Source organism: Desulfurivibrio nitratireducens (genome assembly GCF_044068515.1).
GTDB lineage: Bacteria > Desulfobacterota > Desulfobulbia > Desulfobulbales > Desulfurivibrionaceae > Desulfurivibrio.
The window spans coordinates 52,902-77,030 of record NZ_JBIPKI010000001.1; the positions used below are offsets into that span (position 1 = coordinate 52,902).

Here is a 24,129-nt window from a genome sequence, read left to right on the forward strand (position 1 = left end):
CAGGTCCGACTACCGTCCCCTATTGCTCCTGAATCATTGATGGTAACTGGTTTATGCTGGCACACATCGAGCGCCTGGGAGAGCGTACTCTCTATTTTGTCCGCGATTTGGGCCGGATGGGAATTTTCCTGGTCCTGGCCATCCGCGGCATTTTCAGGCGGCCCTTCCGGCTCGGGGCGGTGGTGCGTCAGACCAGGTTGATCGGGGCCAATTCCTTCGCCGTCATCTTTTTTACCGCCGCCTTTACCGGGATGGTGCTGGGTTTGCAGGGTTATTATACCCTGCGCAAGTTTGGCGCCGAAGGGGCCCTGGGGTCGGCGGTGGCTCTTTCCTTGCTCCGGGAACTGGGGCCGGTGCTCACCGCCCTGATGGTCATCGGTCGAGCCGGTTCGGCGATGTGCGCTGAAATCGGCATCATGCGCAACTCCGAGCAGATCGATGCCCTCGAGTGCATGGCCGTGGATCCTTTTCGTTACCTGATCGCTCCCAAGTTTCTGGCTACCATTATCTCCATCCCGATTCTGACCCTGATCTTCAGCGTGGTGGGAATTTTCGGCGGTTATGTGGCCGGGGTACTGCTCCTGGGGGTCAATGCCGGCTCCTATTTCTCCGGCATGGAGTTGAGCGTGGTCAATAAGGATATCAGCATGGGCATTATCAAGTCCTTTGTTTTTGCCGTGCTGGTGGTGTGGATCTGTACCGCCCGCGGCTATTACGTGCATGAGATCCGGGGGGCCGGTTTCGGCGCCGAGGGCGTCAGCCGGGCCACCACCCAGGCGGTGGTGCTTTCCTCCATTTCCGTCCTGGTCTGGGACTATCTCCTGACGGCGATTCTCTTATGAGCAGTCCGATCATTAAATTCGAATCGGTCAGCAAGTCTTTTGGTCGCCAGAAGGTGCTGGACGCAGTAGATTTTTCCATCCTCGACGGCCGGACCACGGTGATCGCCGGGGCCAGCGGCCAGGGCAAGAGCGTGGCTCTGAAGCTGATTCTGGGCCTGCTCAAGCCGGACTCCGGCCGGGTGCTGGTGATGGGCAAAGATATCGCCCGGATGCGGGGCCGGGAACTAAACGAACTCCGGATGAATTTCGGCGTTCTCTTCCAGGGCTCCGCCCTGCTCGACTCGCTGACCGTTTTTGCCAACGTGGCCTTGCCCCTGGAGGAAAGAACCGATCTGGGCGATGACGAGATCAGGTCCAAGGTCCTCACTACTCTGGAGCAACTGGGGCTGGCCGGTCACGATGATAAATATCCGGCCCAGCTCTCGGGCGGCATGAAAAAGCGGGTCGGCCTGGCCCGGGCTTTGATGCTGCAGCCGGAAATCATGCTTTTCGATGAGCCGACCACCGGCCTTGATCCTGAGAAAGCGATGGAGATTTACCAGCTTTTTCTCGAAACCCAGCAGAAATTCGGCTACACTTCGGTGATTGTCAGTCACGATATCCCCAAGATCTATAACCTGGCCGACCAGGTGATCATCATGGGCAACGGCAAGGCCAAGAACTTCGCCAGCCCGGAGGATATCCAGCGCAGCGATGATCCGGAGATCCGGGAATTCGTCCGGATCACCATGGGTAATATTTATCTGAGCAGAGACCTGGAAAACCATTATGAAAAGAGCAAACCTTGACCTGGTGGTGGGGCTCTTCGTCCTGGCCGGCTTTTTCTCCTTTGTCTACCTCTCGGTCCAGTTGGGCGAGTTTTCCCCTTTTTCCATGAAGAGGCAATACCAGGTCCAGGCTGAGTTCGGCAGCATTTCCGGCCTGCGCCGCGGCGCGGTGGTGGAGATTGCCGGCGTCAGCGTGGGCCGGGTGGCCAGGATCGACTTAAGCGACCGGCAGCGTGCCCTGGTCACCATGTACATCGACTCCGGCGTGGAGTTGAGCGAGGATTCCATCGCCTCCATCAAAACCCAGGGCATCATCGGCGAAAAGTATATCAGCATCAGTCCGGGCGGTTCGGACCTCTTGCTGGCCGATGGCGACTGGTTGATGGAAACCGAGTCCGCCCTGGATCTGGAGGAGTTGGTCAGCAAGTATATTTTCGGCGGGGTATGACCGCGGCCGGCTTGTTATAATTGCGAGGCTTAAGGGTTGGGCTCGATGGGCACGAAGGGTAGGGGCAAAAAACAAAACCGGAGCCTGCGACTGGGGCTGGGACCGGTTCTGGTGGTCATGTTCTGCGGCTTGGCCTGGGGGCTGGGGCCGGCGGCTACCGCCTTCGGTTCGGCGGGAGCGACCGGGGCGGAAAAGGGAGAATTCCATGATCCCTGGGATTACGACCCCTGGGAAGATGATCCCTGGGCGGATGAGCATTCAACCCTGGCGGATCCCCTGGAACCGATGAATCGCGTCTTTTTCGCGTTCAATGATCGGCTTTACATCTTGGTCCTGGAACCGGTGGCCAGCGGCTATGCCAAGGTCCTGCCCGAGGATATCCGTTTGTGTGTGCGCCGGTTCTTCCGCAATCTGACCGCCCCGATCCGAGTGGTCAACCATCTGCTCCAGGGCCAGTTGCAAGCCGGCGGCAGCGAGTTGGCTCGCTTCGCGATCAATACCACCATCGGCGTTGCCGGTTTGGCCGACCCTGCGGCCGACAGTTTTGGCATCAAACATCGTCACGCTGATCTGGGTCAAACCCTGGGAATTTATGGCTTCGGTGACGGTTTTTATATCACCTGGCCGCTGCTGGGGCCTTCGACCCTGCGGGACTCGGTGGGAATGGCGGGGGATGCCCTGGTCAATCCTCTTTATTATATCGCGGCCTCGGATCCCCGGGCCGGCGCCGCGGTTTATGGGGGCCGGACCGTTAATACGGTTTCTCTCCATCTGGGTGAATACGAGCGGATGACCGAGGCCGCTTTTGATCCTTATCTGGCGGTGCGGGATGCCTATTGGCAATACCGCCGCAACCAGGTTCAACGGCGCGACCGGGATGGGGACGCGCCGGCCATATTCAGTACGGCGCCGGAATTCACCCCGGCCCGGGAAAGACCCGTTCTGGCCGCTGAAACTGGAGCAGGGCCCGGCGCGCCAGGGGCCGGCGGCGAGCAAACGCAAGCCGTGGCAAGGGGTGCCGGCCTGGATGGGGCCAGGTTGGCAGGGGCCGGCGACGGATCTCAAGCAGGCACCATGACCGGGGCAGCGGCAATGGCCTGGTCGGGTTTGGCCTCCGGCGATTGCCCCGCCGACAACTACTTCATTCACGTCGGGGCCTTTGCCGATCATAAGCAGGCGTTGGCCTGGCTGGCCACCCTGGACATCGATGAGATCAAGGTCTGCCTGGTGATTCATGCCCGGGATGACTACTATTTTTACGGGTTGATGATTCCGGCCGGGGATGATTTCCCGTCGGCTAAAGCAAGGGAGCGGCACCTGGCCGATCGTGGTGCCCCCGGCCTGCTGGTAACCACTTTTGCCCCAGCGGCCCGCTGAGATTGATCATAAATCGTGGCAAGGAGTTGATGGTGTTGAAAGCAAAGAGTTGTTCGCCGGATATTTTTTTTCGCAGCTTCACCCTGTTTTTTGCCCTGTTGCTGACTTGGGTCTGGCTCAGCCAGGCCGCGCCGGTCCGTGCCGCCGTCCCCGAGCCCAAGGAGACGGTGGCCGCAGCCGTGGATAAAATTATCGGGATTCTCACCGACCCGGAACTGGCGACCCCGCAAAACCGGGAAAAACGCTATCGGCTGGTGGTGGCCACGGTGGAGGAATTTTTCGATTTTGCTGAAATCTCCATGCGCACCCTGGGGCCGCGTTGGCGGGAACTCGACGATGGCGAGCGTCGCCGGTTCATCGAGCTCTTCAAACAGTTTCTGCAAAAAAACTATATCGACCGGGTGGACAGTTATAGCGGCGAGGAAGTAGTGGTCAAGGACCAGGAAATTCGCGAGGATCGCCGGGGCAACCGCTTTGCCATGGTCAATACCGACTTTGTCATGAAAAGTCAGACGGTTCCGGTTAATTACCGGCTGCTGTACAGAGGTGGCAACTGGCTGGTTTATGATGTTGACATCGAGGGGGTCAGTCTGGTGCGCAACTTCCGGTCCCAGTTTGAGCCTTATTCCTTTGCCGAACTGATCCGCCGGATGGAGAAAAGCATCGCCACCGGCAAGGATCTCGAGGAGCAATAGTGATGGACGCTCCCCTTTCCGCCGCTGCTGATCCGGCGCCTTTGGCCTCTGACCACAAGAAAGCCGTCTCCGTTCTGGCTTTTCTCGAGCCGGAAGAGGCCAACCGTCTGGCGGCCCTTTGCCGGCAAGAGGTTCTGGCCGCCGGCGAGGTGGTTATGGCCGACGATAAGCCCGGGGAGTTTCTCGCTTTTGTCATCAACGGCAAACTTGCGGTGAAAAAATCGACGGTTTTTCCCGGTCGTTTCATCCTGCTGGCGGAAATCGAGCGGGGCGGCATGGTTGGTGAGGGAGCAGCGGTTTGCGGTGACGGGCACGGGACCACGGTGGTGGCGGTGGAAAAAACGAGGCTGCTGATTTTGGACCGGCAGCAGCTGCTGCGACTGTTCAGCGAGGATCAGGTCCTGGCGCAGAAGCTGCTGACCAGGATTATCCAGGTGCTGCGCCAGCGTCTGCGCAGCGCCGGTGAACGCCTTTCATGGATCCTCTGAGGAACCGCGGCCGGCTTTTATTTTCCCGATTGGGCCGCCAATTAAAAGCAGCCGGTATGGTATCGTCCCACCGCCGGACGGCGGCCGGCCTTCCTATCCTGGTCCGGCTGGCACTGCTCTATGCCCTGCTGGTTTTCCTTCCCACCTTTTATTTCAGCCTCAGTCGGGAGCTGGCCCTGCCGGCCCAGCTGCTGTTGCTGGCGGGAGCGTTTGGGCTGGGTGGTCTTTTTGGGCTGGCGGTCACCCTTGGGGACCGAGTGCTGTTGCCGGCCACGGCTTACCTGCGGCGGGCTGGGCCCGCCTTCGTGGCTCCCTTTCTGCTTTTCTTTGCCTATATCATCGGCTATACCCTCATTTTTTCAGGCCTGGTCGCCCATCCACTGGGCCTGGTAATTGCCCGGACAGCTGCCGACCCCGCTCTGGCCCAGGAATACCGGCTTTTCAGTATGAACTTCGCTCTCTTGCTGGCCCTGCTGTCCTGGCTGGCCGCCCAGCGCCGTTTGGGGGGTAAAGTCTTGGAGTTTTCAGGAAGCTGGCGGGAAAAGGCCCGGGACAAGGAAACTCCTTGACAGAATGGTCAAATATTCTATATTTGCCCGTTTTGGTATTTTCATCGAATTGCCGTCTCTGCCGCCATGTTGATCAGGTTTGATAAAATTCCGCCCCAAGGGCTGGCTTTCGAGATCGTGGACCAGTCGTGGTTTCCTGGTCATGAACTCAAGCACCATGGAACCCCCCGGGCCCAGGTTACCCTGGACCGTGACGGGGAGCGGGTAATTATGGCGGGCAGTCTGGAGGCAACGGTCGAACTGGTCTGTGACCGCTGCCTGGAGTCCTATCGCTGGCCCTTGAGCAGCCGGTTCAGCTTGAACCTCGAGGTTGCCCCGGCCATCGCGGAGGAGCAGGCGGGAGGGGAGCGCGAACACTCCTGCCGGGTTGAGGAAATGGACACCGTTTACCTTACCGAGGATCTGGTGGATGTCACCGACCTGCTGGCGCAGCAGCTTTATTTGAGCCTGCCGTTGAAGCATCTGTGCCGCGAGGAGTGCCGAGGCCTCTGCCCCGGCTGCGGGGCGGATCTCAACCGGGGTGTCTGCCGTTGCCCTAAAGAGGCGGGGTCTTCCCCTTTCGCCGTCTTGCGGAACTGGAAGTCATCTTGAGGGATATTTTAAGGCCATCAAGGCCGGCCGCCTCTCCGGCGGCGGCTGAAGCGGCCGTTATTCTGCCAAACGGAAGCGGGAAAAGGCCAGCGAAGGTTTTTCTCTTTTCCGGTTTTATCGTTAAATAGCTGTAATTTTGAATAATCTGGAGGTTTGAAAAATGGCCCTGCCGAAAAGAAGACATTCCCATTCCCGGACCAGGACCCGCCGGGCCCATGATGCTCTCACCGCCCCCGGGGTTTCCAAGTGCGCCGAATGCGGAGAACCCAAATTGCCCCATCGCCTCTGCCCCGGTTGCGGTTCCTACAAGGGCCGTTCGGTGATCAAGCTTGACGAAGAGTAACTGAGTCCGCATGGCCGGCAAGCTGCGCATTGCCCTGGATGCCATGGGCGGCGACCGGGGCCCCGAGGAGATGGTCGCTGGAGCGGTTCTGGCGGTAAGCCAGAAAGACGTGGCCGTTACCCTGCTGGGAGACGAGGCCCGGATTCGGGCCGCCATGGTCCCCCATCGTCTGCCAGCGGAGATCGCCAGCCGCCTGGAGATCGTGGCCACCACCCAGGTGGTGGCCATGGATGAGTCGCCTTTTGAGGCGATCCGCCGGAAGAAGGATTCCTCGATCGTGCGCGCCTTTGCCCTGCACAAGGAGGGCAAGGTGGACGCGGTGGTAAGTGCCGGTAATTCCGGGGCTACCATGGCTGCAGCCCTTAAGTATCTCGGCCGTCTGAACAACATTTCCCGCCCGGGGATCGCCAGTGCCTTTCCCACCATGAAAGGGCCGGTGGTGATGATGGATGTCGGCGCCAACGTCGATTGTCGGCCCCGTCATCTTTTTGAATTCGGGGTTATGGCCGCCGCCTTTTCCCGGGTGCTGTTCAATATTGAACGGCCCCGGATCGGCCTGCTCAGCATCGGCGAAGAGGGGGGCAAAGGTAATGTCCTGGTCAAGAAGTCCCACCAGCTTTTTCAGCAAAGCTCCCTGAATTATATCGGCAACGTTGAAGGCCGGGAAACCTTTAAGGGCGATGTCGATGTCATTGTCTGCGACGGTTTCGTCGGCAATGTCTGCCTAAAGCTCAGCGAGGGCTTGGCGGAAGTGGTCATCGCCATGCTCGGCGATGAAATCAAAAAGCGGCTTTCCGCCAAGATCGGTTATCTGCTGGCCCGCGACGCCTTTGCCGCCTTTCAACGCCGGGTCGATTACGCCGAATATGGCGGAGCCCCCCTGCTGGGACTCCAGGGGGTCGGAGTGGTCTGTCATGGACGCTCCAACGACGTGGCGATCATGAATGCCATTCGGGTGGCGGCCGAAATGGTCCGCAACCGGGTTAACGACCATATTATTGAACTGCTGGCAGCCGACGGCTTTCTGGTTCGCGTCGCCGAGGCGGCTGACGATGAAAACGGGCCCGGAGCGGCCGGATGAAGCGGGCCGTGATTATCGGCACCGGGTCGGCCCTCCCTGCCCGGGTGCTGACCAACGCCGAGCTCGAGGGGATGGTGGAAACCTCCGATGAGTGGATCACCGCCCGCACCGGCATTAAAACCCGGCGGATTGCCGGGGCCGGGGAAAAGACTTCGCAACTGGCCGCCGCCGCCGCCCGGCGGGCTCTGGCCCTGGCCGGCCTAACCCCCGAGGAGCTTGACCTGATTCTGGTCGGGACCATCACCGCCGATATGACCATGCCTTCCTGCGCCTGTCTGGTGCAGAAGGAGCTGGGGGCGGTCCGCGCCTTCGCCTTTGATCTCAATGCCGCCTGCTCCGGCTTCCTCTATGCCCTCGATGTTGCCGACAAGTATATCCGTAGTGATCCCGACCTCAAAATTATGGTTATCGGCGCTGAAACCCTGTCCAGCCGGGTTGACTGGCATGACCGCAATACCTGCGTGCTCTTCGGAGATGGCGCCGGAGCCTGCGTGGTCACCGGAGCTGAGAGCAACGGCAACCACCAGCGGGGCTACCTGGCCGCCAAGCTTTACGCCGATGGCTCCCTCTGGGAGTTGCTCCATCTGGAAGGGGCCCCGGGGCACAATCCTGACCTGCCGGGGGCCGCTCTCACTGCCCACCCCAGCATCAGAATGTACGGGCGCGAGGTTTTCCGCCACGCTGTCCGGGCCATGGCCGACGCCGTCGGCAAAGTGCTGGCTGACCAGGGCATTACCCCCGCACAGTTGAGCCTGGTTATTCCCCACCAGGCCAATATCCGGATTATCCGCAGCCTCGCCGAGCACCTGGCTCTGCCCCTGGAAAAAGTCTATGTTAATGTGGACAAATATGGTAATACATCGGCGGCCACGATCCCGATCGCCTTGGACGAAGCCAATCGCCAGGGCCGCTTGGCCGCGGGTGATCTGTTGCTGCTTTGCGCGTTCGGCGGCGGCTTTACCTGGGGAGCATCGCTGATCCGCTGGTAGCAAAAATCCGGAACCCCGGATCTCCAGGGGATCAGGCCTCGGCGATCGAGCCTGAGAGGCACGCCTGGGACCGCACGCTATCCCGATAAATCAAAGTGTTATGATTGGTTAGACGCTGCGGGGAGTTGGCCTTTTTGGGTGTTTTTACTAGAGACGAGCATGGTCAGATGGGCTGAACGGGGCCGGTTGACCATCAGGGATTGAATTGCGGCCGGCGGCTGCATCAGGACAAAGGAGGAAGTAGTGGACTATTTTCTCAGTGAAGAGCAGGAAATGATCGTTGATGTGGCCCGGCGGATCACCGATGAGATGATCATCCCGCAACGGGCCCATTTTGATGAAACCGAGGAATATCCCCGCGAGATCCTCAACGCTCTGGCTCAGGCCGATCTTTACGGCCTTTATATTGCGGAAGAATACGGGGGATTCGGCGGCGGCAGCTTTGAAATTGTTCTGGCCCTGGAACAGGTGGCCCGGGGCTGTACCGGGATGGCCACCGCCTTTGCCGCCAGCGCGCTCGGCGCTTATCCCATCATCATTTCGGGCAGCGAGGAGATGAAGCAGAAGTACCTGCCGGAGATCGCCTCCGGCAAGCGTTTCGCCGCTTTTGCCCTCACCGAGTCGGGAGCCGGCAGCGACGCCTCCGGCATCCAGACCACCGCGGTTCAGGACGGCGATCATTGGGTGCTCAACGGCACCAAGCAGTGGATTACCAACGCCGGCGAGGCTGGAATCTACACGGTAATTGCCATCACCGACCGCAAGCGCGGGGCCCGGGGGGCCACCATGTTCGTGGTCGAGGATACCGACCCCGGCTTTTCCGTCGGGCCTAAAGAAAAGAAAATGGGCATTCGCTGTTCCTCAACCCGCGAGGTTATTCTGAAGGATTGCCGCATTCCCGCCGACCGGGTCATCGGCCGGGTGGGAATGGGGTTCATTACCGTAATGAAAACCCTTGATGTTTCCCGGCCCGGCATTGCCGTGCTCGGCGTTGGTCTGGGTCAGGCGGCCCTGGATGAGGCGGCTCGTTACGCCAAGCAACGGGTGCAGTTCGGCAAACCTATCATTTCCTTCCAGGCGGTGAGCCACATGCTGGCCGACATGGCCATCCAGGTTGAGGCTGCCCGGGCCCTGGTCTATGCCGCCTCCCGCCACATCGATGCCCATCGCGACCAGGCCTCCAAAGCCGCCTCGATGTGCAAGGTTTTTGCCACCGATGTGGCCATGAAGGTAACGGTGGATGCGGTCCAGGTGCTGGGAGGTTACGGCTTCATGCGTGAGTATCCGGTGGAGAAGATGATGCGTGATGCCAAGATCCTCCAGATCTATGAAGGCACCAACCAGATCCAGCGCAATGTCATCGGCCAGGAACTGAACAAGGAGTACACGAAGTGATGAGAATCGTGGTCTGCGTCAAACAGGTGCCCGATGCCAAGGATGTGCGGCTCGATCCGGTCACCAACACTCTGGCCCGGGATGGAGTCCAGTCGATCATGAACCCTTACGATCGTCATGCCGTGGAAGAAGGGGTGCGACTGGCCGGCGAGCTGGGAGGTAAGGTTACCGTGCTCAGCATGGGCCCGCCCCAAGCCGGGGAGACCCTGCGGGAAGCCGTGTCCTGCGGCGCCGATGAGGCGGTCCTGGTTTCCGATCGGGCATTTGCCGGCGCCGATACCTGGGCCACCACCCATACCCTGGCCCAGGCGATCAAAACCATCGGCGGGGCCGACCTGGTGCTCTGCGGCAAGCAGGCCATCGACGGCGATACGGCCCAGGTGGGGCCCGGCCTGGCCGAGCGCCTGGGTCTGCCCTATGTTACCTGCGTCAAGAAGATGCTTTCCTGCGACGGGCAGACCATTCGCCTGCAGCGGTTGATGGATGACGGTTACGATACCCTGGAGGCCCGTTTGCCGGCCCTGTTTACGGTGGTCAAGGAGATCAACGAGCCCCGGTTGCCGTCGCTGAAAGGCAAGATGAAGGCCAAAAAGCTGGTCATCAAGACCCTGACCGCCACCGACATCGATGCCGATCCTGACCAGATCGGCCTTAAAGGATCACCGACCCAGGTGGTGCGGGTTTTTTCGCCCCAGCCCCGGGGTGCGCGGACGATGTTCAGCGGCACGGTGGATGAGCAGGTGGAGCAACTGGCGGCGGAACTGGAAAAAATTCTCTGATAACAAAGATCGGCTATCCGGGGCCTGTGTAAGCTGGCCAGTCTTTGAGTTGGAAAAATGACCACCCTCATTTAGATCCAAGCAAACAACGAGTTGGAAAATGCTGAAAATTGACACCGAAGCCTGCATCGGTTGCGGGCTCTGCGAGGAGGCCTGTACCTTCGCGGCCATCCACCTGGAAGATGGTGTCGCCGTGGTAGGTGACAACTGTACTCTTTGCGGCGCCTGCGTCGATGTATGCGAGGTCGGCGCCTTGAGCATCGAGCGGGAAGAGGGAGTGGCTACGGCCGATCTTGCTTCCTGGTCGGGGGTCTGGGTCTACGCGGAGTTCCGCCGGGGCCGGCTTGCTCCGGTGGGCCTGGAATTGCTGGGCGCCGGCCGGCGGCTGGCCGACAAGCGCGGGGTGGAACTGGCCGCGGTGCTGCTCGGGTCAGGAGCCGAGGCTGCCGGCGGTCTTGCCGCTGCGGCGGCTGAACTGATCGCCCATGGCGCCGACCGGGTCTATGTCGTCGATAACCCGGCCCTGGCCCATTTTTCCGATGACGTTTATGGTAATGTGCTGGCCGACCTGATTCGGCGCCATAAACCGGAGATTGTCCTGGCCGGAGCAACCGCCGTCGGTCGTTCCTTTATTCCTCGGGTGGCCACCATAATGGCCGCCGGGCTCACCGCCGACTGCACCGAGCTGGATATCCGGGAGGAGGACGGGGCCCTGTTGCAAACCCGACCGGCTTTCGGCGGCAATATCATGGCCACCATCGTCTGTCCCCATACCCGCCCGCAGATGGCCACGGTTCGGCCGATGGTGATGAAGCCCCTGCCCCGGGACGAAGGGCGGCAGGGCGCCGTGGTCAAGGTCGATCCCGCTCCTGAGTTGCTCGCCTCCCGGACCGAGGTCCTGGAAAGTGTGACCGCCGCCCTCGATCAAATCAATCTGGCCGAGGCCGATATCGTGGTGGCCGGGGGCCGGGGTTTGGAAAACGCCGAGGGTTTCGCCTTGATTCGCCGGCTGGCCGATGTCATGGGCGGGGCGGTAGCCGCTTCCCGGGCCGCGGTTGATTCGGGCTGGATTCCCTATCCTCACCAGGTGGGCCAGACCGGCAAGACCGTGGCACCCAAAGTTTATGTCGCCTGCGGAATTTCCGGAGCCATCCAGCATCTGGTGGGCATGCAGTCGGCGGAAACGATCATCGCCATCAACCGCGATCCCGAGGCTCCGATCTTCAACGTGGCCACTTACGGGATTGTCGGCGATGTTTTCGAGGTGGTGCCTAAATTGATCGAACGCCTGCAAAAGCGCTGAACGCCGGGCCGGCCGGTGGTTTAAGAGTTAATCCAGGCCTGGGGAGTTTTCTATGAGTTTAGAAGGTAAAATCGCGGTGGTTACCGGGGCCAGCCGGGGGATCGGGCGGGCGGTGGCCCTGCGCCTGGGAGCCATGGGGGCCCGGGTAATGGTCAATTATGTCAGCCGTCCCGAGGCCGCCCGCGAGGTGGCCGAGGAGATCCGGGCCAGCGGCGGTTGGGCGGAGATCTGTGCTTTCAACGTGGCGGACAGTGGGGTCACCGAGGCAGCCTTCAAAAAAATTCTGGACGATCACGGCAGGATTGATATTTTGGTCAACAATGCCGGCATCACCCGGGACGGATTGCTGGTAAAAATGAAGGACGCCCAGTGGGACGAAGTGCTGGCCACCAACCTCAAAGGGGCCTTCACCTGTACCAAGGCGGTAAGCCGGGCCATGATGAAACAGCGCTGGGGGAGGATCGTTAATATTTCCTCGGTGATCGGTTTTGCCGGCAACGCCGGCCAGGCCAATTACGCCGCCGCTAAAGCCGGCCTGGTGGGTTTGACCCGTTCGGTGGCCCGGGAATTGGCCCCGCGTAATATTACGGTCAACGGGGTGGCGCCCGGCTATATCGTCACCGATATGACCCGGGATCTGCCCGAAGAGATCAATGAGAAAATCCGGGGAGAGATTCCCCTGGGGGTGCTCGGCGAGGCTGAGGACGTGGCCGGGGCCGTAGCCTATCTGGTCTCCGAGGATGCCCGCTATGTTACCGGGCAATTTATCCATGTCAATGGCGGCATGTACATGGGGTAATTTTGCCGGCCCCCGGGTTTGCCCCTCTTAGCCGGGACAGTCTGGGAGCGTGTTTATGAAAAAGAAAATTTTGACCGGCCGGACAAAACAGTTGTGGCAGGTTGCTGGTTATTGGTGCCAGGGTTTACGCCCTACTTTATATTAAGCTATTTAACAAACATTTAAGGAGAAGCGATCATGGCAGTTGAGGAAAAACTTGTTGATATCATTGCGGAACAGTTGAGTGTGGATAAGGCCAAGGTGGTTCCCGGCGCTTCCTTTATCGATGATCTCGGAGCTGATTCCCTGGATCTGGTTGAGCTGATCATGGCCATGGAAGAAGCCTTCGATATTGAGATCGCCGACGAAGTGGCGGAGAAGATCGTCACCGTTCAGGATGCCATCGATCACATCAAGAAGATTTCCTAACCATTTTACGGGAGTTCAATGGTGAAGAGACGAGTAGTGGTAACCGGGGTCGGCCTGATTACGCCGGTGGGTACCGGGGCGGCCAAAAGCTGGGATGCCCTTTGCGCCGGCAAGGGCGGGGTGGCGCCGATCAGCCGCTTCGACGCCTCGACCCAGGGGGTGCGGATTGCCGCCGAGGTCAAGGATTTCTACCCGGATGATTATTTCGAACCCAAGGTGGCCCGTCACCTGGAACTGTTCGTCCAGTATGCCCTGGCGGCGGCCGGCGAGGCCCTGGCTGATTCCGGCTTCCAAATCACCCCGGAAAACGCCGCCCGGGTCGGCAGTATCGTCGGCTGTGGACTGGGGGGGCTTCCCACCATTGAAAAATATATCCAGATCCTCCATGAAAAGGGGGAGCGCCGGATAACCCCCTTCTTCATTCCCATGGTTATTCCCAACATGGGTGCCGGGCAGATTTCGATCTTTTACGGAACCCGGGGGCCCAACCTGTCGCTGACCACGGCCTGCGCCGCCGGAACCCACGCGGTGGGTGAAGCCTATCGCGCCATCAGCCATGGTGATTGCGAACTGGCCCTGACCGGGGGCAGTGAAGGGGTGATCTGCCCGATGGGCTTTGCCGGCTTCCATGCCATGAAAGCCCTTTCCACCCGCAACGAGGAACCGGCCAAGGCCTCCCGGCCCTTTGATCGCGATCGGGACGGCTTCGTGATCGGCGAAGGCGGGGGGATTCTGCTGCTGGAAGAGTTGGAGCACGCCAAGCAAAGGGGTGCGAAAATTTACGCCGAAATGGCTGGTTACGGCATGTCCGGTGATGCCTACCACATCGCCGCCCCCCCCGAGGACGGGGCCGGCGCCATTCTCTGCATGCAGAATGCCCTGGCCGACGCGGGGATGAGCCCGACGGACGTCGATTATATCAACGCCCACGGCACATCCACCCCCCTTAACGATGTGATTGAAACCAGGGCCATCAAGGCGGTCTTCGGGGCCCATGCCGGTAAAATGGCGGTCAGTTCGACCAAGTCGATGACCGGTCATCTGTTGGGGGGAGCTGGCGGGATCGAGGCAGTGATCACCGCCCTGGCGATCAAGCACCAGCTGGCTCCGCCCACCATCAACCTGGAAAATCCGGACCCGGAGTGCGATCTTGACTACGTCCCCGGCCAGGGCCGGGCCATGAGTATCCGGGCGGCGATGTCCAACTCTTTCGGCTTTGGCGGCACCAACGCGGTTATGCTGATGAAGCGCTACGAGGATTGATGATGAAAGTAGCCCTGGGTTGTGATCATGGCGGTTTCGGCCTCAAGGAAACTTTGCTGGCCCTGCTGAAACAGTTGGGGCACGAGGTGGTCGATTGCGGCACCATGAATGGTGAATCCGTCGATTATCCCGATATCGCCGCCGCTGTTTGCGATCGGGTGGCCGCCGGAGAATGCGAACGCGGCATCCTGATCTGTGGCACCGGTATCGGCATTTCCATGGCCGCCAACCGTAACCCCGCCATTCGCGCCGCCCTTTGCGCCGAGAGTTTTTCCGCCCGGATGAGCCGGGAGCATAATGACGCCAACGTCCTTTGCCTGGGGGGGCGCACCCTGGGCCCCGGTCTGGCCGAAGATATCGTCAAGGTTTGGCTGGTGACCGAGTTCGCCGGCGGTCGGCACCAGCGCCGGATCTCCATGTTTTAACAGGCGCCGGGGCATGCCGGCGCGAGATTGCCAAGTAATTTCGGCAACACTTTCCCGGCGGCGAAGCTCGGCCCTGAAGCCTCCGACCAGCTTTCGGCCCCAGCGCCGATTGACCGATCCTTATTCAACCTTATTTGCAGGAAGAGCCGTGTCCTACCTAGCCAGCAGTGATCCGGAAGTCCACCGCGCCATTCGTGGGGAATTGCGTCGCCAGTACAACCAGCTGGAAATGATTGCCTCGGAGAATATCGTCAGCGAGGAGGTGCTGGAGGCCCAGGGGTCGATTTTCACCAACAAGTACGCCGAAGGCTATCCCGGGCGCCGCTATTACGGCGGTTGCCAATATGCCGACCAGGTTGAAGAGTTGGCCGTTACCCGGGCCCTGGAGCTGTTTGGAGCCGAATACGCCAATGTCCAGGCTCATTCCGGCAGCCAGGCCAACATGGCCGTCTATTTCGCCTGTCTCCAGCCCGGGGATACGGTGCTGGGCATGGATCTGGCCCACGGGGGGCATCTGACCCACGGTAGCGCGGTCAGTTTCTCCGGCCAGCTTTATCGTTTCGTCTCTTATGGGGTTGCCCGCGACACCGAGCGGATCGACATGGCCGAAGTGGAACGCCTGGCCCTGACCCACCGTCCCAAAATGATCGTGGCCGGAGCCAGTGCTTACCCGCGAGTCATTGACTTTGCCGCCTTCCGGCGAATCGCCGACCAGATCGGGGCCCTGTTCATGGTGGATATGGCCCATATCGCCGGGCTGGTGGCGGCCGGGGTTCACCCTTCGCCGGTGCCCCATGCGGATTTTGTCACCACCACCACCCATAAGACCCTGCGCGGTCCCCGGGGCGGCCTGATCCTGGCCCGCCGCGACTTCGCCAAGATGCTGGACAGCAAAATTTTCCCCGGAATCCAGGGCGGTCCCCTGGTCCACGTCATTGCCGCCAAGGCGGTGGCCTTCAAGGAGGCGATGACGGCTAAATTCCGCTCGGACTCGGAGCAGGTGGTCAAAAACGCTAAAACCCTGGGTAAAGCTCTGGTTGCCAGAGGTTTTCGCCTGGTTTCCGGCGGCACCGACAATCACCTCCTGCTGGTCGATCTTACCCCCAAAAAAATCACCGGCAAGGAGGCCGAGGAAATCCTGGAACAGGCCGGGATTACGGTCAACAAAAATGCCATCCCCTTTGATACCGCTAAACGCTTTATCACCAGCGGTATCAGGATCGGGACGCCGGCGGTGACTACCCGGGGTCTCAAGGAGCCGGAAATGGAGATGATCGCCGCCTGGATTGACCGGGCTTTAACCACCGGGGGCGTCAAGGCCGGCGGTCCCGAGCAGGCCAAGGAATTGGCGGCGATTCGGCGAGAGGTCGCCCAAACCTGTGATCGCTTTCCCATCTACCCGGCCATGGAACCCGACCGGGATGCGGCGCTGGTCTCACCGGAAGCAGTCTGAAGCCTGATGGCTGCTGAATTGGAACGACCCTCCTGGGAAGAGTATTTCATGGCGATCGCCGACCTGGTGGCCCAGCGGGCCACCTGTCTGCGCCGCAAGGTGGGCTCCGTCCTGGTCCTTGACCGACGGGTGGTGGCCACCGGCTATAACGGCGCCCCCAGCGGCATCAAGCATTGCCTGGAGGTCGGCTGCCTGCGGGAACAGCTGCAAGTGCCCTCCGGGGAACGCCATGAGCTTTGCCGCGGGCTGCACGCCGAACAGAACGCCATCATTCAAGCCGCTCTGCACGGGGTCAGTCTCAAGGGGGCCATGCTCTTCTGCACCAACATGCCCTGTTCGATTTGCAGCAAGATGCTGATCAACGCCGGGATCGTCAAAATTTACTACCGTAAAGGCTATCCCGACAACATGGCGGCGGATATGCTGGCGGAAGCCGGGGTCCCGTTGATTCAGTTGCCAGTAGAGAAAGGGCCGGGAACCGAGCAGTGACCGGCCGGCAGAAGCGCTAACCGTAGATGGAGGAGTCAGGGCGGGGGATCCAGGAAGGAGGAGAGTCAACGCTCTGTCTTCTGTCATCGGTTCCCGGTCCGCTGAAGCCATGAAATGTCCCTATTGCGGCCATCTGGAAAACCGGGTGGTTGATTCCCGGCTCAACAAGGATTACACCATCACGCGACGGCGACGGATGTGCGATGCCTGCCAGCGTCGCTTCACCACCTATGAGCGCCTGGAAGTAACCATGCCGATGCTGGTCAAGAAGGACGGCCGCCGGGAGGTCTGGGATCGGCACAAGGTGGTGGAAGGCATCAAGAAGGCCTGCGAGAAGCGACCGGTAAGCGTCGAGCAGATTGAAGAATTCGTCGATGAACTCGAAAGGGAGCTGCAGGACCTGGGGGAACGGGAGATTCCGGTGCGGATGGTGGGCGAACGGGTGATGGACGGCTTGCGCCGCCTTGACGGGGTGGCCTATGTTCGTTTTGCTTCCGTTTACCGTCAGTTCAAGGATCTTAACGAGTTCATGCATGAGCTGAAAAATATGCTTACCACCCCCGAGGAGCATAAATAACGGTTTCTGCTTGACCGGGGCTTGGGGGACTCACCTCCTGCGTTTGCCATGCCGGCGCCTCACGCGGTCCCATGTTGCCCCATTTTGCCGCCCCTGGCTAAAGCGGCAAACCTTTCTCTTTTGTTGGCGGCCTCTTCCCGGTCTTGTCTTTATGGTTACTTCCAGCGATTCCGAATATATGAGAATGGCCCTGGCCCTGGCCCGCAAAGGGTTGGGCAAGACCTCCCCCAACCCCTGCGTGGGGGCGGTGGTGGTCCGGGGCGGGGAGGTGGTGGGCAAGGGCTGGCATCGGCGGGCCGGAGAGCCTCACGCCGAAGTGAACGCTCTGCGCGATGCCGGCCCTCGGGCCGCCGGGGCTACCATTTATGTCAGCCTTGAGCCCTGCAATCACCAGGGCCGGACGCCCCCCTGCACCGAGGCGATCCTGGCGGCCGGGATCAGCCGGGTGGTGTTCGCTCTGGACGACCCGCATTCCCAGGCCGGCGGCGGCGGCGCTTACCTGGCCAGCCGGGGTGTGGAAGTTTGCGGCGGGGTGCTGGCAGAGGAGAGCCGCCGGCTCAATCGGCCCTTTGTCAAGCGGGTGACCACGGGCCGGCCCTGGGTTTTGCTCAAGGCGGCGGTCAGTCTTGACGGCCGCCTTGCCACGGCGGGGGGGCTGAGTAAATGGATTACCGGGGCGGAGTCGCGCCGGCTGGTCCATCGTTTGCGTTGCCAGAGCGACGCCATCCTGGTGGGGGTGGATACGGTGTTGGCCGATGATCCGTCCCTGACCACCCGGCTGCCGGGTCGGCGCGGCCGTGACCCCTTGCGGGTGGTGCTGGACACCAATTTGCGCACTCCACCCACCGCCCGAGTGATCAACCCCGCTTCCGCCGCCGCGACCTGGATTTTCTGCGGGCCCGGCGCCTCTGCCCAGCGGACTCGCCGGCTCCGCGAGGCCGGGGCCGAGGTTTATCAGGTCGGGCTGGCCGCCGGCGGCGGTTTGGACCTGGCAGAAGTTCTGGACCGGTTGGGAACGGCGGGAGTCACCACCCTGCTGGCGGAAGGCGGCGGCCGGGTGCATGGCGCTTTTCTCCGGGAAAGCCTGGTCGATGAGGTGGCTTTCTTCATCGCTCCCCTCTTGATCGGCGGTGACGGGATTGCCGCCGTTGGTCCCCTGGCTCTCGCTGATCTCGCCCAGGCTCCCCGGTTGACTGAAATCAGCCGCCGTCGTTGCGGCACCGATATGCTGGTGCGGGGAATCTTGGCGCAGCACTCCGGTTCCGCTTCCTGACCGGGTGGCTGACGGATAACCAGGGTCCAAACCATGCTTACTTGAGAACTTGCTCAACTTGAGCGGGAGGTTGAACATGTTTACCGGCATCATTCTCGGCAAAGGTAAAATCACCGCCAAGCGACCGGCCGGCGGGGGTATGATCTTCGAGTTGGAAACCGACTTTCCCTTCGATGACCCCGTGGAAGGGGAAAGCATCGCGGTCAACGGGGTTTGCCTCACCGCCCGCGATATCCGGGCCCGGCGCTTTCTGGCCGATGTTTCCCCCGAGAGCCTGGCCCGGACCAACCTCGGCCGGCTGGGGGCCGGGGAGCGGGTGAATCTGGAGCGGGCCCTGCGGCTCAGTGATCGGCTGGGCGGCCACCTGGTAAGCGGTCATGTCGATGCCGTGGCCGAGGTTCTGAGCCGTGAGCCCCTGGGCGATTTCACCCTTTTTACCTTCGCGGTGCCGGCCGGCCTGGGAAAATACATCATCGCCAAAGGCTCGGTGGCCATCGACGGGATCAGTCTGACGGTCAACGAGGTGGACGAGCGCAGTTTCAGCGTTTCCATCATCCCTCATACCCTGGCGCTAACCACTCTGGGGGGCCTTAAGCCCGGGGGGCTGATCAACCTCGAGGTGGACCTGATCGGCAAGTACGTGGAAAAACTGTTGAGCCCCAAAAAGGGGGGAGAGGGCGCGCAAGCCGCCGGATCCGCCGGGCTCGATCAGGCTTTTCTGGCGCAACACGGTTTTTTAAGGTAATATTCGTTTTTTCGTTTCCGGACAGAACCAACTCGCGGCAAGCGTCACCGCCTTGACTTTGCTTCCAGCAAAGCCATCAACTAACGGGGGGTGGCCCGGTCAATGGAGAAGTTGCCGCGAGGGCCGACAAATCAGCTTTGCGGGAGCATGAGTTTAAGATGATAAGTCCCATTGAAGAGGTAATAGAAGATATCAAGGCCGGCAAAATGATCATCCTGGTGGATGATGAGGACCGGGAAAACGAAGGCGATCTTTGCATGGCGGCGGAAATGGTCACCCCCGAGGCGATCAATTTCATGGCTACCCATGGCAGGGGTCTGATCTGCCTGACCCTTACCCCGGAACAACTGGAACGGCTGCAACTGCCGATGATGGTCCAGAACAACCGCTCGCCCTTCGAAACCGCCTTCACCGTCAGCATCGAGGCCCGAACCGGGGTAACCACCGGGATTTCCGCCGCCGACCGGGCCCGGACCATCCTGGTGGCCGCCGACCCCGAAGCCCGGCCCGAGGACCTGGTCAGCCCCGGTCATATTTTCCCGCTGCGGGCCAAAAAGGGCGGGGTCCTGGTCCGCACCGGCCAGACCGAGGGCTCGGTGGATCTGGCCCGCCTGGCCGGCCTCAACCCCTCCGGGGTGATCTGCGAAATCATGAAGGACGATGGCACCATGGCCCGGATGCCCGACCTGCAGGAGTTTGCCCGCAAGCACGAGATGAAAATCGCCACCATCGCCGATCTGGTGGCCTACCGGGTCCGCAAGGACAAACTGGTGCACCGGGCCGCCGAAGTTCGCCTGCCCACCATGCACGGCGAGTTCAACGCCATCGTCTATACCAACGACGTCGACAATCTCGAGCATGTCGCCCTGATCAAGGGGACCATCGATTCGGACAAGGAGATCATGGTCCGGGTTCATTCGGCCTGTCTCACCGGCGATGTCTTCGGTTCCAAGCGCTGCGACTGCGGCGGTCAGCTCTTTAACGCCCTGCGGATGATCGACCGGGAAGGAACCGGGGTTCTGCTCTACATGATGCAGGAAGGCCGGGGCATCGGCCTGGTCAATAAGTTGAAGGCTTACGCCCTGCAGGACCAGGGGATGGATACGGTGGAGGCCAACCTGGAACTGGGCTTCAAGCCCGATCTGCGTGATTACGGCATCGGCGCCCAGATTCTCCGCGATCTTGGCGTCCGCAAGATGCGGTTGATGACCAACAATCCCAAGAAGATCATCGGTTTGGAGGGTTACGACCTCCAAGTCACCGACCGCCTGCCCATCGAAATGGAAGCCGAGCCGGAAAACGTGCAGTACCTCAAAACCAAGAAGGATAAGATGGGCCACATGCTGGAACGCCTGGCTTACAGCAAGGCGCTCAATCAGATGTCCCGCAATGAACCATAGCTCGGCCGCCGGCCCTTGAGTTGCCGGCGCTCGGAACAGCGGCTTGCTGGCACGCCGCCAATACTGATTTTTAACAGGGAGTCTGGAGATGGTTAAATATTTCGATGGCAACTTGCAGGCCGAGGGCAAAAAGTTCGGGATCATCGTTTCCCGGTTCAACTCCTTTATCGCCGAGCGGTTGCTGGAAGGGGCGCTGGACACCCTGGGCCGTTCTGGGGCCAGGACCGAGGACATTGAAGTAGCCCGGGTGCCGGGGGCATATGAAATCCCCCTGGTGGCAGGCAAGATGGCCCGCTCCGGCCGCTATGACGCGGTAATCTGCCTGGGGGTGATTATTCGCGGGGCCACCCCCCATTTTGACTTTGTCGCCAACGAGGCGGCCAAAGGCATCGCCCAGGTGGGCATGGAAACCGGGTTGCCGGTGATCTTCGGGGTTCTGACCACCGATACCATCGAACAGGCCATCGAACGGGCCGGTTCCAAGGCCGGCAACAAAGGATCGGAATGTGCCGCCGCCGCGGTGGAAATGGTCGACCTGCTCAAGAAGCTGGCCTGAGTTTTCATGGGCACCCGCCGCAAATCGCGAGAACTCGCCCTCCAGGCCCTTTATCAGGCCGATATGACGGCCGCCTCTCCGCTTGACACATTGCCGATTTTGTGTGATAATTTCGAAGTTAGCCGCAAGGCGTTACCCTACGGCCGGGAACTGGTCGAGGGGATAGTCGCCAATTTGCCGGCCATTGATGCGGTGATCGAGGAGAGCGCCGCCCATTGGCGGTTGTCTCGCATGTCATTGATCGATCGAAATATTATGCGGATAGCTGTTCACGAATTCCGTTTCCGCGCCGACGTCCCGGCCAGTGTGGCGATCGATGAGGCCATCGAACTGGCCAAGCGCTTTGGCGCCGAAGATTCTCCGGCCTTTATCAACGGTATTCTTGACGCGGTCCGCAAAAAAGTTCCCTGAACGTCGGGCTTCTGCCATATGTCAGGGTCAACGGCTCCGGGGCGACGGTGTCGCGGTTAGCGCCGCGACCGGCGTTGGTTGTCCCGCAGTCCGGCCAGTTGTTCAACCAGTAGTATTTGCCCAAGACCCCTGGCGAGGGCGATTTCTTCGGCAATAGCGGGTATTCTCTGATTATATGGTAGCCTCCAACGGACAATCCCCCGGCTTGGGGCAGGAAATCGCTGCCGTTGCCGGGCTTTTTCTGGCCCTTTTTCTCTTTATCTGCCTGGGCAGTTATTCTCTGGCGCCGGCTGCCGGGGGCGGGGAGTTGCTCTGGGCGGACGGAGCAACCGCGGCGGTTGCGACAGGCGGCCAAGCTTCGGTCAACTGGGGCGGGGCGGTAGGCCAGATGGTCGCCGGGATGGTGATGAGTTTTCTCGGCATTAGCGCTTTTCTTCTGCCCCTCTTGTTGCTGGCCGTTTCCCTGCAAGCCTTTTCTCCCTCCTTTACCTTGCAGCGCTTGCCCTTCGTTCTGCTGGGGGCCAGCGGGATGCTGCTGGCCGGCAGCAGCCTGGCCGGTCATAATGGCGGCGAGGTCCTGGCCCTTTTCGGCAATCTTTACCCCAAAGCCGGACACCTGGGTGGCCTGTTGGCCGACTTGGGCCATCGTGCCCTGGGCGGGCCGGGATCGCTGCTCTTCTTCCTGGCCCTCTTTGTGATTTCCCTGATGCTTACCCTCGATTTTTCCCCCTATCTTTTTTTTCGTCGCATCATAACCGGCGGCTGGAGCGCGACTCGCCGCGCCTGGAGCTTGAGCGCCGGCTTGCGGTCTTGGGCCGAGCAGCGTTGGGTGCGGGGAGGATCGGTTGGCAAACCCGGGGAAGCCAGGATCGAAATGCAACCGGGCATTGGTGAAACCCCCGCCCTTAATTTTTTCGATCCGGATATCGCCCTGCTGGAACTTGACGGAGAGACCGGGCAGGCCGGGGCCGGTGGTTCCGCTAAGGCCGGCAAGAGCCGCAAGGACGGGCAAGGCGGCAAAGCCGCAAGCGATACAGGCTTCCGGTTGCAGACCGCCGATCCCCCCGGCGGCTACCGGTTGCCGCCGCTGTCCCTGCTGGATCGGCCGCCCAGCCGGGAACAGAACCTTGATAAGGAATATTACTTTGAAGTCAGCCGGCAGCTCGAGGAAAAGCTGGCCGATTTCAACGTGGTCGGCAAAGTGGTGGGAATCTCTCCCGGGCCGGTGATCACCACTTACGAGTTTGCCCCGGCACCGGGGGTCAAAATCAACCGGATCGTGGCCCTGGCCGAGGATCTGGCCCTGGGCCTGAAAGTGGAAAGCGTCCGGATTGCCGGCTCGCTGCCCGGCAAAGGGGCCATCGGGATTGAAGTTCCCAACCCCCGCCGACAGATTGTGCCGATCCGCGACATCTTCGCCCACGAAACCTTCCAGCAAGCCGCCTCCCGCCTCACCATGGGACTTGGCATGGATGTGGTGGGCAACCCGGTGGTGGCGGACCTGAGCCGCATGCCTCACCTCTTGATTGCCGGGGCCACCGGGTCGGGCAAAAGCGTGGCGGTCAATACCATCATCTGCAGTATTCTTTATAATGCCGCCCCGGACGAGGTCCGGCTGTTGCTGGTCGATCCCAAGCGAATCGAGCTATCCGCCTATGAGTCCATTCCCCATTTGCTCCATCCGGTGGTGGTGGACCCCAAGCTGGCCAGCCGCGCCCTGCAATGGGCGGTGCGGGAGATGGAGCGGCGTTATCAGCTGATGGAAGAGGCCCGGGTTAAAAGCCTGGCCGGTTATAACCAGGAGGCCGAGGAGAAGCTGCCCCTGATCGTGATCATCATCGATGAACTGGCCGACCTGATGATGGTTTCCTCCCGCGAGGTGGAAGATGCCGTGGCCCGCCTGGCCCAGATGGCCCGGGCCGCCGGCATGCACCTGATTCTTGCCACCCAGCGCCCGTCGGTGGATGTCCTCACCGGCCTGATCAAGGCCAACTTCCCGACCCGGATGTCGTTCAAGGTTTCCTCCAAAATCGATTCCCGGACCATTCTGGACGGCAGCGGGGCCGAACATCTGCTGGGGGCCGGCGATATGCTGTTCATGCCGCCAGGCAGCTCTAAACTGCAACGCATTCACGGGGCCTATATTTCCGAACAAGAGATTGAACGGGTGGTTTCCTTCCTCAAGGCCCAGGGGACCGCGGAGTATGATCCGGCGGTGCTGGAAATTGCCGAGGCCCCGGAAGACGGGGAATCCAGCGAGGATGACGGAACCCTCGATGAACACTATGACCGGGCGGTGGCCCTGGTCACCGAAACCGGCCAGGCCTCTATTTCCATGGTCCAGCGCCGCTTACGGGTCGGTTACAACCGGGCCGCCCGAATGATTGAAACCATGGAGAAGGAAGGTATCGTCGGCCCGGCCGACGGCGCCAAGCCCCGAGAGGTTCTCGTTCGCAAGAGCTATTGAAAAAAACGTATTTTTTCTTGACAAGGGGGTCCATTATTGATTTGGATGATAATTAAGGCCGGTCGCGGCTTTTTCCCCTGATCCGCCGACTTGCTCAAAATATGTGAGTATCGGTCTTAATTAGCCATTGGTTGTTCTTATTTGCAGACTGTTACGATGCTTTTGTGTACCCCCGTACAGTCAATTTCTTGAGGTA

General features: G+C 60.8%; 27 protein-coding genes. All 27 read left to right on the forward strand.

Translation table 11 applies throughout. The features are described 5' to 3' along the window. Positions 1-53: 53 nt before the first annotated feature. Entirely contained in the window at positions 54-842 is a 789-nt protein-coding gene (locus ACHHTY_RS00200) for an MlaE family lipid ABC transporter permease subunit (RefSeq protein WP_395492019.1), read from the forward strand. Then, entirely contained in the window at positions 839-1,630 is a 792-nt protein-coding gene (locus ACHHTY_RS00205; RefSeq protein WP_395492020.1) for an ABC transporter ATP-binding protein, read from the forward strand. Before ACHHTY_RS00200 ends, ACHHTY_RS00205 begins: the two co-directional genes overlap by 4 nt. Then, positions 1,611-2,057: an outer membrane lipid asymmetry maintenance protein MlaD gene (mlaD, locus tag ACHHTY_RS00210; RefSeq protein ID WP_395492021.1), complete on the forward strand. Its 447-nt coding sequence runs from the start codon at positions 1,611-1,613 to the stop codon at positions 2,055-2,057. The genes ACHHTY_RS00205 and mlaD overlap by 20 nt, the downstream gene beginning before the upstream one ends. A 45-nt stretch (positions 2,058-2,102) precedes the next feature. After that, a complete protein-coding gene (locus ACHHTY_RS00215) occupies positions 2,103-3,434 on the forward strand; it encodes an MlaA family lipoprotein (RefSeq protein ID WP_395492022.1) in 1,332 nt (443 codons plus the stop codon). Between the two features lie 29 nt (positions 3,435-3,463). Beyond that, positions 3,464-4,129 carry an MlaC/ttg2D family ABC transporter substrate-binding protein gene (locus tag ACHHTY_RS00220; RefSeq protein ID WP_395492023.1) on the forward strand — a complete coding sequence of 222 codons (666 nt, stop codon included), beginning with the start codon at positions 3,464-3,466 and terminating at the stop codon, positions 4,127-4,129. Between the two features lie 2 nt (positions 4,130-4,131). Next, on the forward strand, positions 4,132-4,617 hold the full coding sequence (locus ACHHTY_RS00225; protein WP_395492024.1) for a Crp/Fnr family transcriptional regulator: 486 nt from the start codon (positions 4,132-4,134) through the stop codon (positions 4,615-4,617). A 56-nt stretch (positions 4,618-4,673) separates the two neighbouring features. Beyond that, positions 4,674-5,186: a hypothetical protein gene (locus ACHHTY_RS00230; RefSeq protein WP_395492025.1), complete on the forward strand. Its 513-nt coding sequence runs from the start codon at positions 4,674-4,676 to the stop codon at positions 5,184-5,186. A 66-nt stretch (positions 5,187-5,252) separates the two neighbouring features. Continuing rightward, a complete protein-coding gene (locus tag ACHHTY_RS00235; RefSeq protein WP_395492026.1) occupies positions 5,253-5,777 on the forward strand; it encodes a YceD family protein in 525 nt (174 codons plus the stop codon). 160 nt (positions 5,778-5,937) lie between these two features. Beyond that, entirely contained in the window at positions 5,938-6,120 is a 183-nt protein-coding gene (gene rpmF / locus ACHHTY_RS00240; RefSeq protein WP_395492027.1) for a 50S ribosomal protein L32, read from the forward strand. A gap of 10 nt (positions 6,121-6,130) precedes the next feature. Further along, on the forward strand, positions 6,131-7,201 hold the full coding sequence (gene plsX / locus ACHHTY_RS00245; RefSeq protein ID WP_395492028.1) for a phosphate acyltransferase PlsX: 1,071 nt from the start codon (positions 6,131-6,133) through the stop codon (positions 7,199-7,201). Next, a complete protein-coding gene (locus ACHHTY_RS00250; RefSeq protein WP_395492029.1) occupies positions 7,198-8,190 on the forward strand; it encodes a beta-ketoacyl-ACP synthase III in 993 nt (330 codons plus the stop codon). Before plsX ends, ACHHTY_RS00250 begins: the two co-directional genes overlap by 4 nt. A 243-nt stretch (positions 8,191-8,433) precedes the next feature. Then, positions 8,434-9,585 (forward strand): acyl-CoA dehydrogenase family protein, encoded by a 1,152-nt coding sequence (locus ACHHTY_RS00255; protein WP_395492030.1) that lies wholly within the window; start codon positions 8,434-8,436, stop codon positions 9,583-9,585. Continuing rightward, positions 9,585-10,364, forward strand: a complete 780-nt coding sequence (locus tag ACHHTY_RS00260; protein ID WP_395492248.1) for an electron transfer flavoprotein subunit beta/FixA family protein — start codon at positions 9,585-9,587, stop codon at positions 10,362-10,364. The genes ACHHTY_RS00255 and ACHHTY_RS00260 overlap by 1 nt, the downstream gene beginning before the upstream one ends. Before the next feature lie 100 nt (positions 10,365-10,464). After that, positions 10,465-11,667 carry an FAD-binding protein gene (locus tag ACHHTY_RS00265; protein ID WP_395492031.1) on the forward strand — a complete coding sequence of 401 codons (1,203 nt, stop codon included), beginning with the start codon at positions 10,465-10,467 and terminating at the stop codon, positions 11,665-11,667. Between the two features lie 52 nt (positions 11,668-11,719). Next, positions 11,720-12,466, forward strand: a complete 747-nt coding sequence (gene fabG / locus ACHHTY_RS00270) for a 3-oxoacyl-[acyl-carrier-protein] reductase (RefSeq protein ID WP_395492032.1) — start codon at positions 11,720-11,722, stop codon at positions 12,464-12,466. 177 nt (positions 12,467-12,643) lie between these two features. Beyond that, complete coding sequence (gene acpP, locus ACHHTY_RS00275; RefSeq protein ID WP_395492033.1) at positions 12,644-12,874, forward strand: acyl carrier protein; 231 nt, start codon at positions 12,644-12,646, stop codon at positions 12,872-12,874. A gap of 18 nt (positions 12,875-12,892) precedes the next feature. After that, positions 12,893-14,137, forward strand: coding sequence for a beta-ketoacyl-ACP synthase II (fabF, locus tag ACHHTY_RS00280; protein ID WP_395492034.1), 1,245 nt, complete (start codon positions 12,893-12,895; stop codon positions 14,135-14,137). Positions 14,138-14,139: 2 nt separating this feature from the next. Beyond that, complete coding sequence (rpiB, locus tag ACHHTY_RS00285; protein WP_395492249.1) at positions 14,140-14,562, forward strand: ribose 5-phosphate isomerase B; 423 nt, start codon at positions 14,140-14,142, stop codon at positions 14,560-14,562. Between the two features lie 148 nt (positions 14,563-14,710). Further along, on the forward strand, positions 14,711-16,015 hold the full coding sequence (locus tag ACHHTY_RS00290) for a serine hydroxymethyltransferase (protein ID WP_395492035.1): 1,305 nt from the start codon (positions 14,711-14,713) through the stop codon (positions 16,013-16,015). A gap of 6 nt (positions 16,016-16,021) precedes the next feature. Further along, on the forward strand, positions 16,022-16,504 hold the full coding sequence (locus ACHHTY_RS00295) for a deoxycytidylate deaminase (RefSeq protein WP_395492036.1): 483 nt from the start codon (positions 16,022-16,024) through the stop codon (positions 16,502-16,504). Between the two features lie 109 nt (positions 16,505-16,613). Further along, positions 16,614-17,081, forward strand: a complete 468-nt coding sequence (nrdR, locus tag ACHHTY_RS00300; RefSeq protein WP_395492037.1) for a transcriptional regulator NrdR — start codon at positions 16,614-16,616, stop codon at positions 17,079-17,081. A 151-nt stretch (positions 17,082-17,232) separates the two neighbouring features. After that, positions 17,233-18,354 (forward strand): bifunctional diaminohydroxyphosphoribosylaminopyrimidine deaminase/5-amino-6-(5-phosphoribosylamino)uracil reductase RibD, encoded by a 1,122-nt coding sequence (gene ribD / locus ACHHTY_RS00305; RefSeq protein ID WP_395492038.1) that lies wholly within the window; start codon positions 17,233-17,235, stop codon positions 18,352-18,354. 76 nt (positions 18,355-18,430) lie between these two features. After that, positions 18,431-19,099 carry a riboflavin synthase gene (locus ACHHTY_RS00310; RefSeq protein ID WP_395492039.1) on the forward strand — a complete coding sequence of 223 codons (669 nt, stop codon included), beginning with the start codon at positions 18,431-18,433 and terminating at the stop codon, positions 19,097-19,099. 158 nt (positions 19,100-19,257) lie between these two features. Then, positions 19,258-20,499 carry a bifunctional 3,4-dihydroxy-2-butanone-4-phosphate synthase/GTP cyclohydrolase II gene (locus tag ACHHTY_RS00315; protein ID WP_395492040.1) on the forward strand — a complete coding sequence of 414 codons (1,242 nt, stop codon included), beginning with the start codon at positions 19,258-19,260 and terminating at the stop codon, positions 20,497-20,499. Positions 20,500-20,587: 88 nt separating this feature from the next. Beyond that, complete coding sequence (gene ribH / locus ACHHTY_RS00320; protein ID WP_395492041.1) at positions 20,588-21,055, forward strand: 6,7-dimethyl-8-ribityllumazine synthase; 468 nt, start codon at positions 20,588-20,590, stop codon at positions 21,053-21,055. A gap of 6 nt (positions 21,056-21,061) precedes the next feature. Next, entirely contained in the window at positions 21,062-21,466 is a 405-nt protein-coding gene (nusB, locus tag ACHHTY_RS00325) for a transcription antitermination factor NusB (protein WP_395492042.1), read from the forward strand. Between the two features lie 175 nt (positions 21,467-21,641). After that, positions 21,642-23,933 carry an FtsK/SpoIIIE family DNA translocase gene (locus ACHHTY_RS00330; protein ID WP_395492043.1) on the forward strand — a complete coding sequence of 764 codons (2,292 nt, stop codon included), beginning with the start codon at positions 21,642-21,644 and terminating at the stop codon, positions 23,931-23,933. Positions 23,934-24,129: the final 196 nt, after the last annotated feature.

What these genes read in the sequence shown, in the direction of transcription:
- ACHHTY_RS00200 (WP_395492019.1), top strand. Translation starts at nt 54, where the DNA reads ATGCTGGCACACATCGAGCGCCTGGGAGAGCGTACTCTCTATTTTGTC.
- ACHHTY_RS00205 (WP_395492020.1), top strand. Translation starts at nt 839, where the DNA reads ATGAGCAGTCCGATCATTAAATTCGAATCGGTCAGCAAGTCTTTTGGT.
- mlaD (WP_395492021.1), top strand. Translation starts at nt 1,611, where the DNA reads ATGAAAAGAGCAAACCTTGACCTGGTGGTGGGGCTCTTCGTCCTGGCC.
- ACHHTY_RS00215 (WP_395492022.1), top strand. Translation starts at nt 2,103, where the DNA reads ATGGGCACGAAGGGTAGGGGCAAAAAACAAAACCGGAGCCTGCGACTG.
- ACHHTY_RS00220 (WP_395492023.1), top strand. Translation starts at nt 3,464, where the DNA reads ATGGTGTTGAAAGCAAAGAGTTGTTCGCCGGATATTTTTTTTCGCAGC.
- ACHHTY_RS00225 (WP_395492024.1), top strand. Translation starts at nt 4,132, where the DNA reads ATGGACGCTCCCCTTTCCGCCGCTGCTGATCCGGCGCCTTTGGCCTCT.
- ACHHTY_RS00230 (WP_395492025.1), top strand. Translation starts at nt 4,674, where the DNA reads ATGGTATCGTCCCACCGCCGGACGGCGGCCGGCCTTCCTATCCTGGTC.
- ACHHTY_RS00235 (WP_395492026.1), top strand. Translation starts at nt 5,253, where the DNA reads ATGTTGATCAGGTTTGATAAAATTCCGCCCCAAGGGCTGGCTTTCGAG.
- rpmF (WP_395492027.1), top strand. Translation starts at nt 5,938, where the DNA reads ATGGCCCTGCCGAAAAGAAGACATTCCCATTCCCGGACCAGGACCCGC.
- plsX (WP_395492028.1), top strand. Translation starts at nt 6,131, where the DNA reads ATGGCCGGCAAGCTGCGCATTGCCCTGGATGCCATGGGCGGCGACCGG.
- ACHHTY_RS00250 (WP_395492029.1), top strand. Translation starts at nt 7,198, where the DNA reads ATGAAGCGGGCCGTGATTATCGGCACCGGGTCGGCCCTCCCTGCCCGG.
- ACHHTY_RS00260 (WP_395492248.1), top strand. Translation starts at nt 9,585, where the DNA reads ATGAGAATCGTGGTCTGCGTCAAACAGGTGCCCGATGCCAAGGATGTG.
- ACHHTY_RS00265 (WP_395492031.1), top strand. Translation starts at nt 10,465, where the DNA reads ATGCTGAAAATTGACACCGAAGCCTGCATCGGTTGCGGGCTCTGCGAG.
- fabG (WP_395492032.1), top strand. Translation starts at nt 11,720, where the DNA reads ATGAGTTTAGAAGGTAAAATCGCGGTGGTTACCGGGGCCAGCCGGGGG.
- acpP (WP_395492033.1), top strand. Translation starts at nt 12,644, where the DNA reads ATGGCAGTTGAGGAAAAACTTGTTGATATCATTGCGGAACAGTTGAGT.
- fabF (WP_395492034.1), top strand. Translation starts at nt 12,893, where the DNA reads ATGGTGAAGAGACGAGTAGTGGTAACCGGGGTCGGCCTGATTACGCCG.
- rpiB (WP_395492249.1), top strand. Translation starts at nt 14,140, where the DNA reads ATGAAAGTAGCCCTGGGTTGTGATCATGGCGGTTTCGGCCTCAAGGAA.
- ACHHTY_RS00295 (WP_395492036.1), top strand. Translation starts at nt 16,022, where the DNA reads ATGGCTGCTGAATTGGAACGACCCTCCTGGGAAGAGTATTTCATGGCG.
- nrdR (WP_395492037.1), top strand. Translation starts at nt 16,614, where the DNA reads ATGAAATGTCCCTATTGCGGCCATCTGGAAAACCGGGTGGTTGATTCC.
- ribD (WP_395492038.1), top strand. Translation starts at nt 17,233, where the DNA reads ATGGTTACTTCCAGCGATTCCGAATATATGAGAATGGCCCTGGCCCTG.
- ACHHTY_RS00310 (WP_395492039.1), top strand. Translation starts at nt 18,431, where the DNA reads ATGTTTACCGGCATCATTCTCGGCAAAGGTAAAATCACCGCCAAGCGA.
- ACHHTY_RS00315 (WP_395492040.1), top strand. Translation starts at nt 19,258, where the DNA reads ATGATAAGTCCCATTGAAGAGGTAATAGAAGATATCAAGGCCGGCAAA.
- ribH (WP_395492041.1), top strand. Translation starts at nt 20,588, where the DNA reads ATGGTTAAATATTTCGATGGCAACTTGCAGGCCGAGGGCAAAAAGTTC.
- nusB (WP_395492042.1), top strand. Translation starts at nt 21,062, where the DNA reads ATGGGCACCCGCCGCAAATCGCGAGAACTCGCCCTCCAGGCCCTTTAT.
- ACHHTY_RS00330 (WP_395492043.1), top strand. Translation starts at nt 21,642, where the DNA reads ATGGTAGCCTCCAACGGACAATCCCCCGGCTTGGGGCAGGAAATCGCT.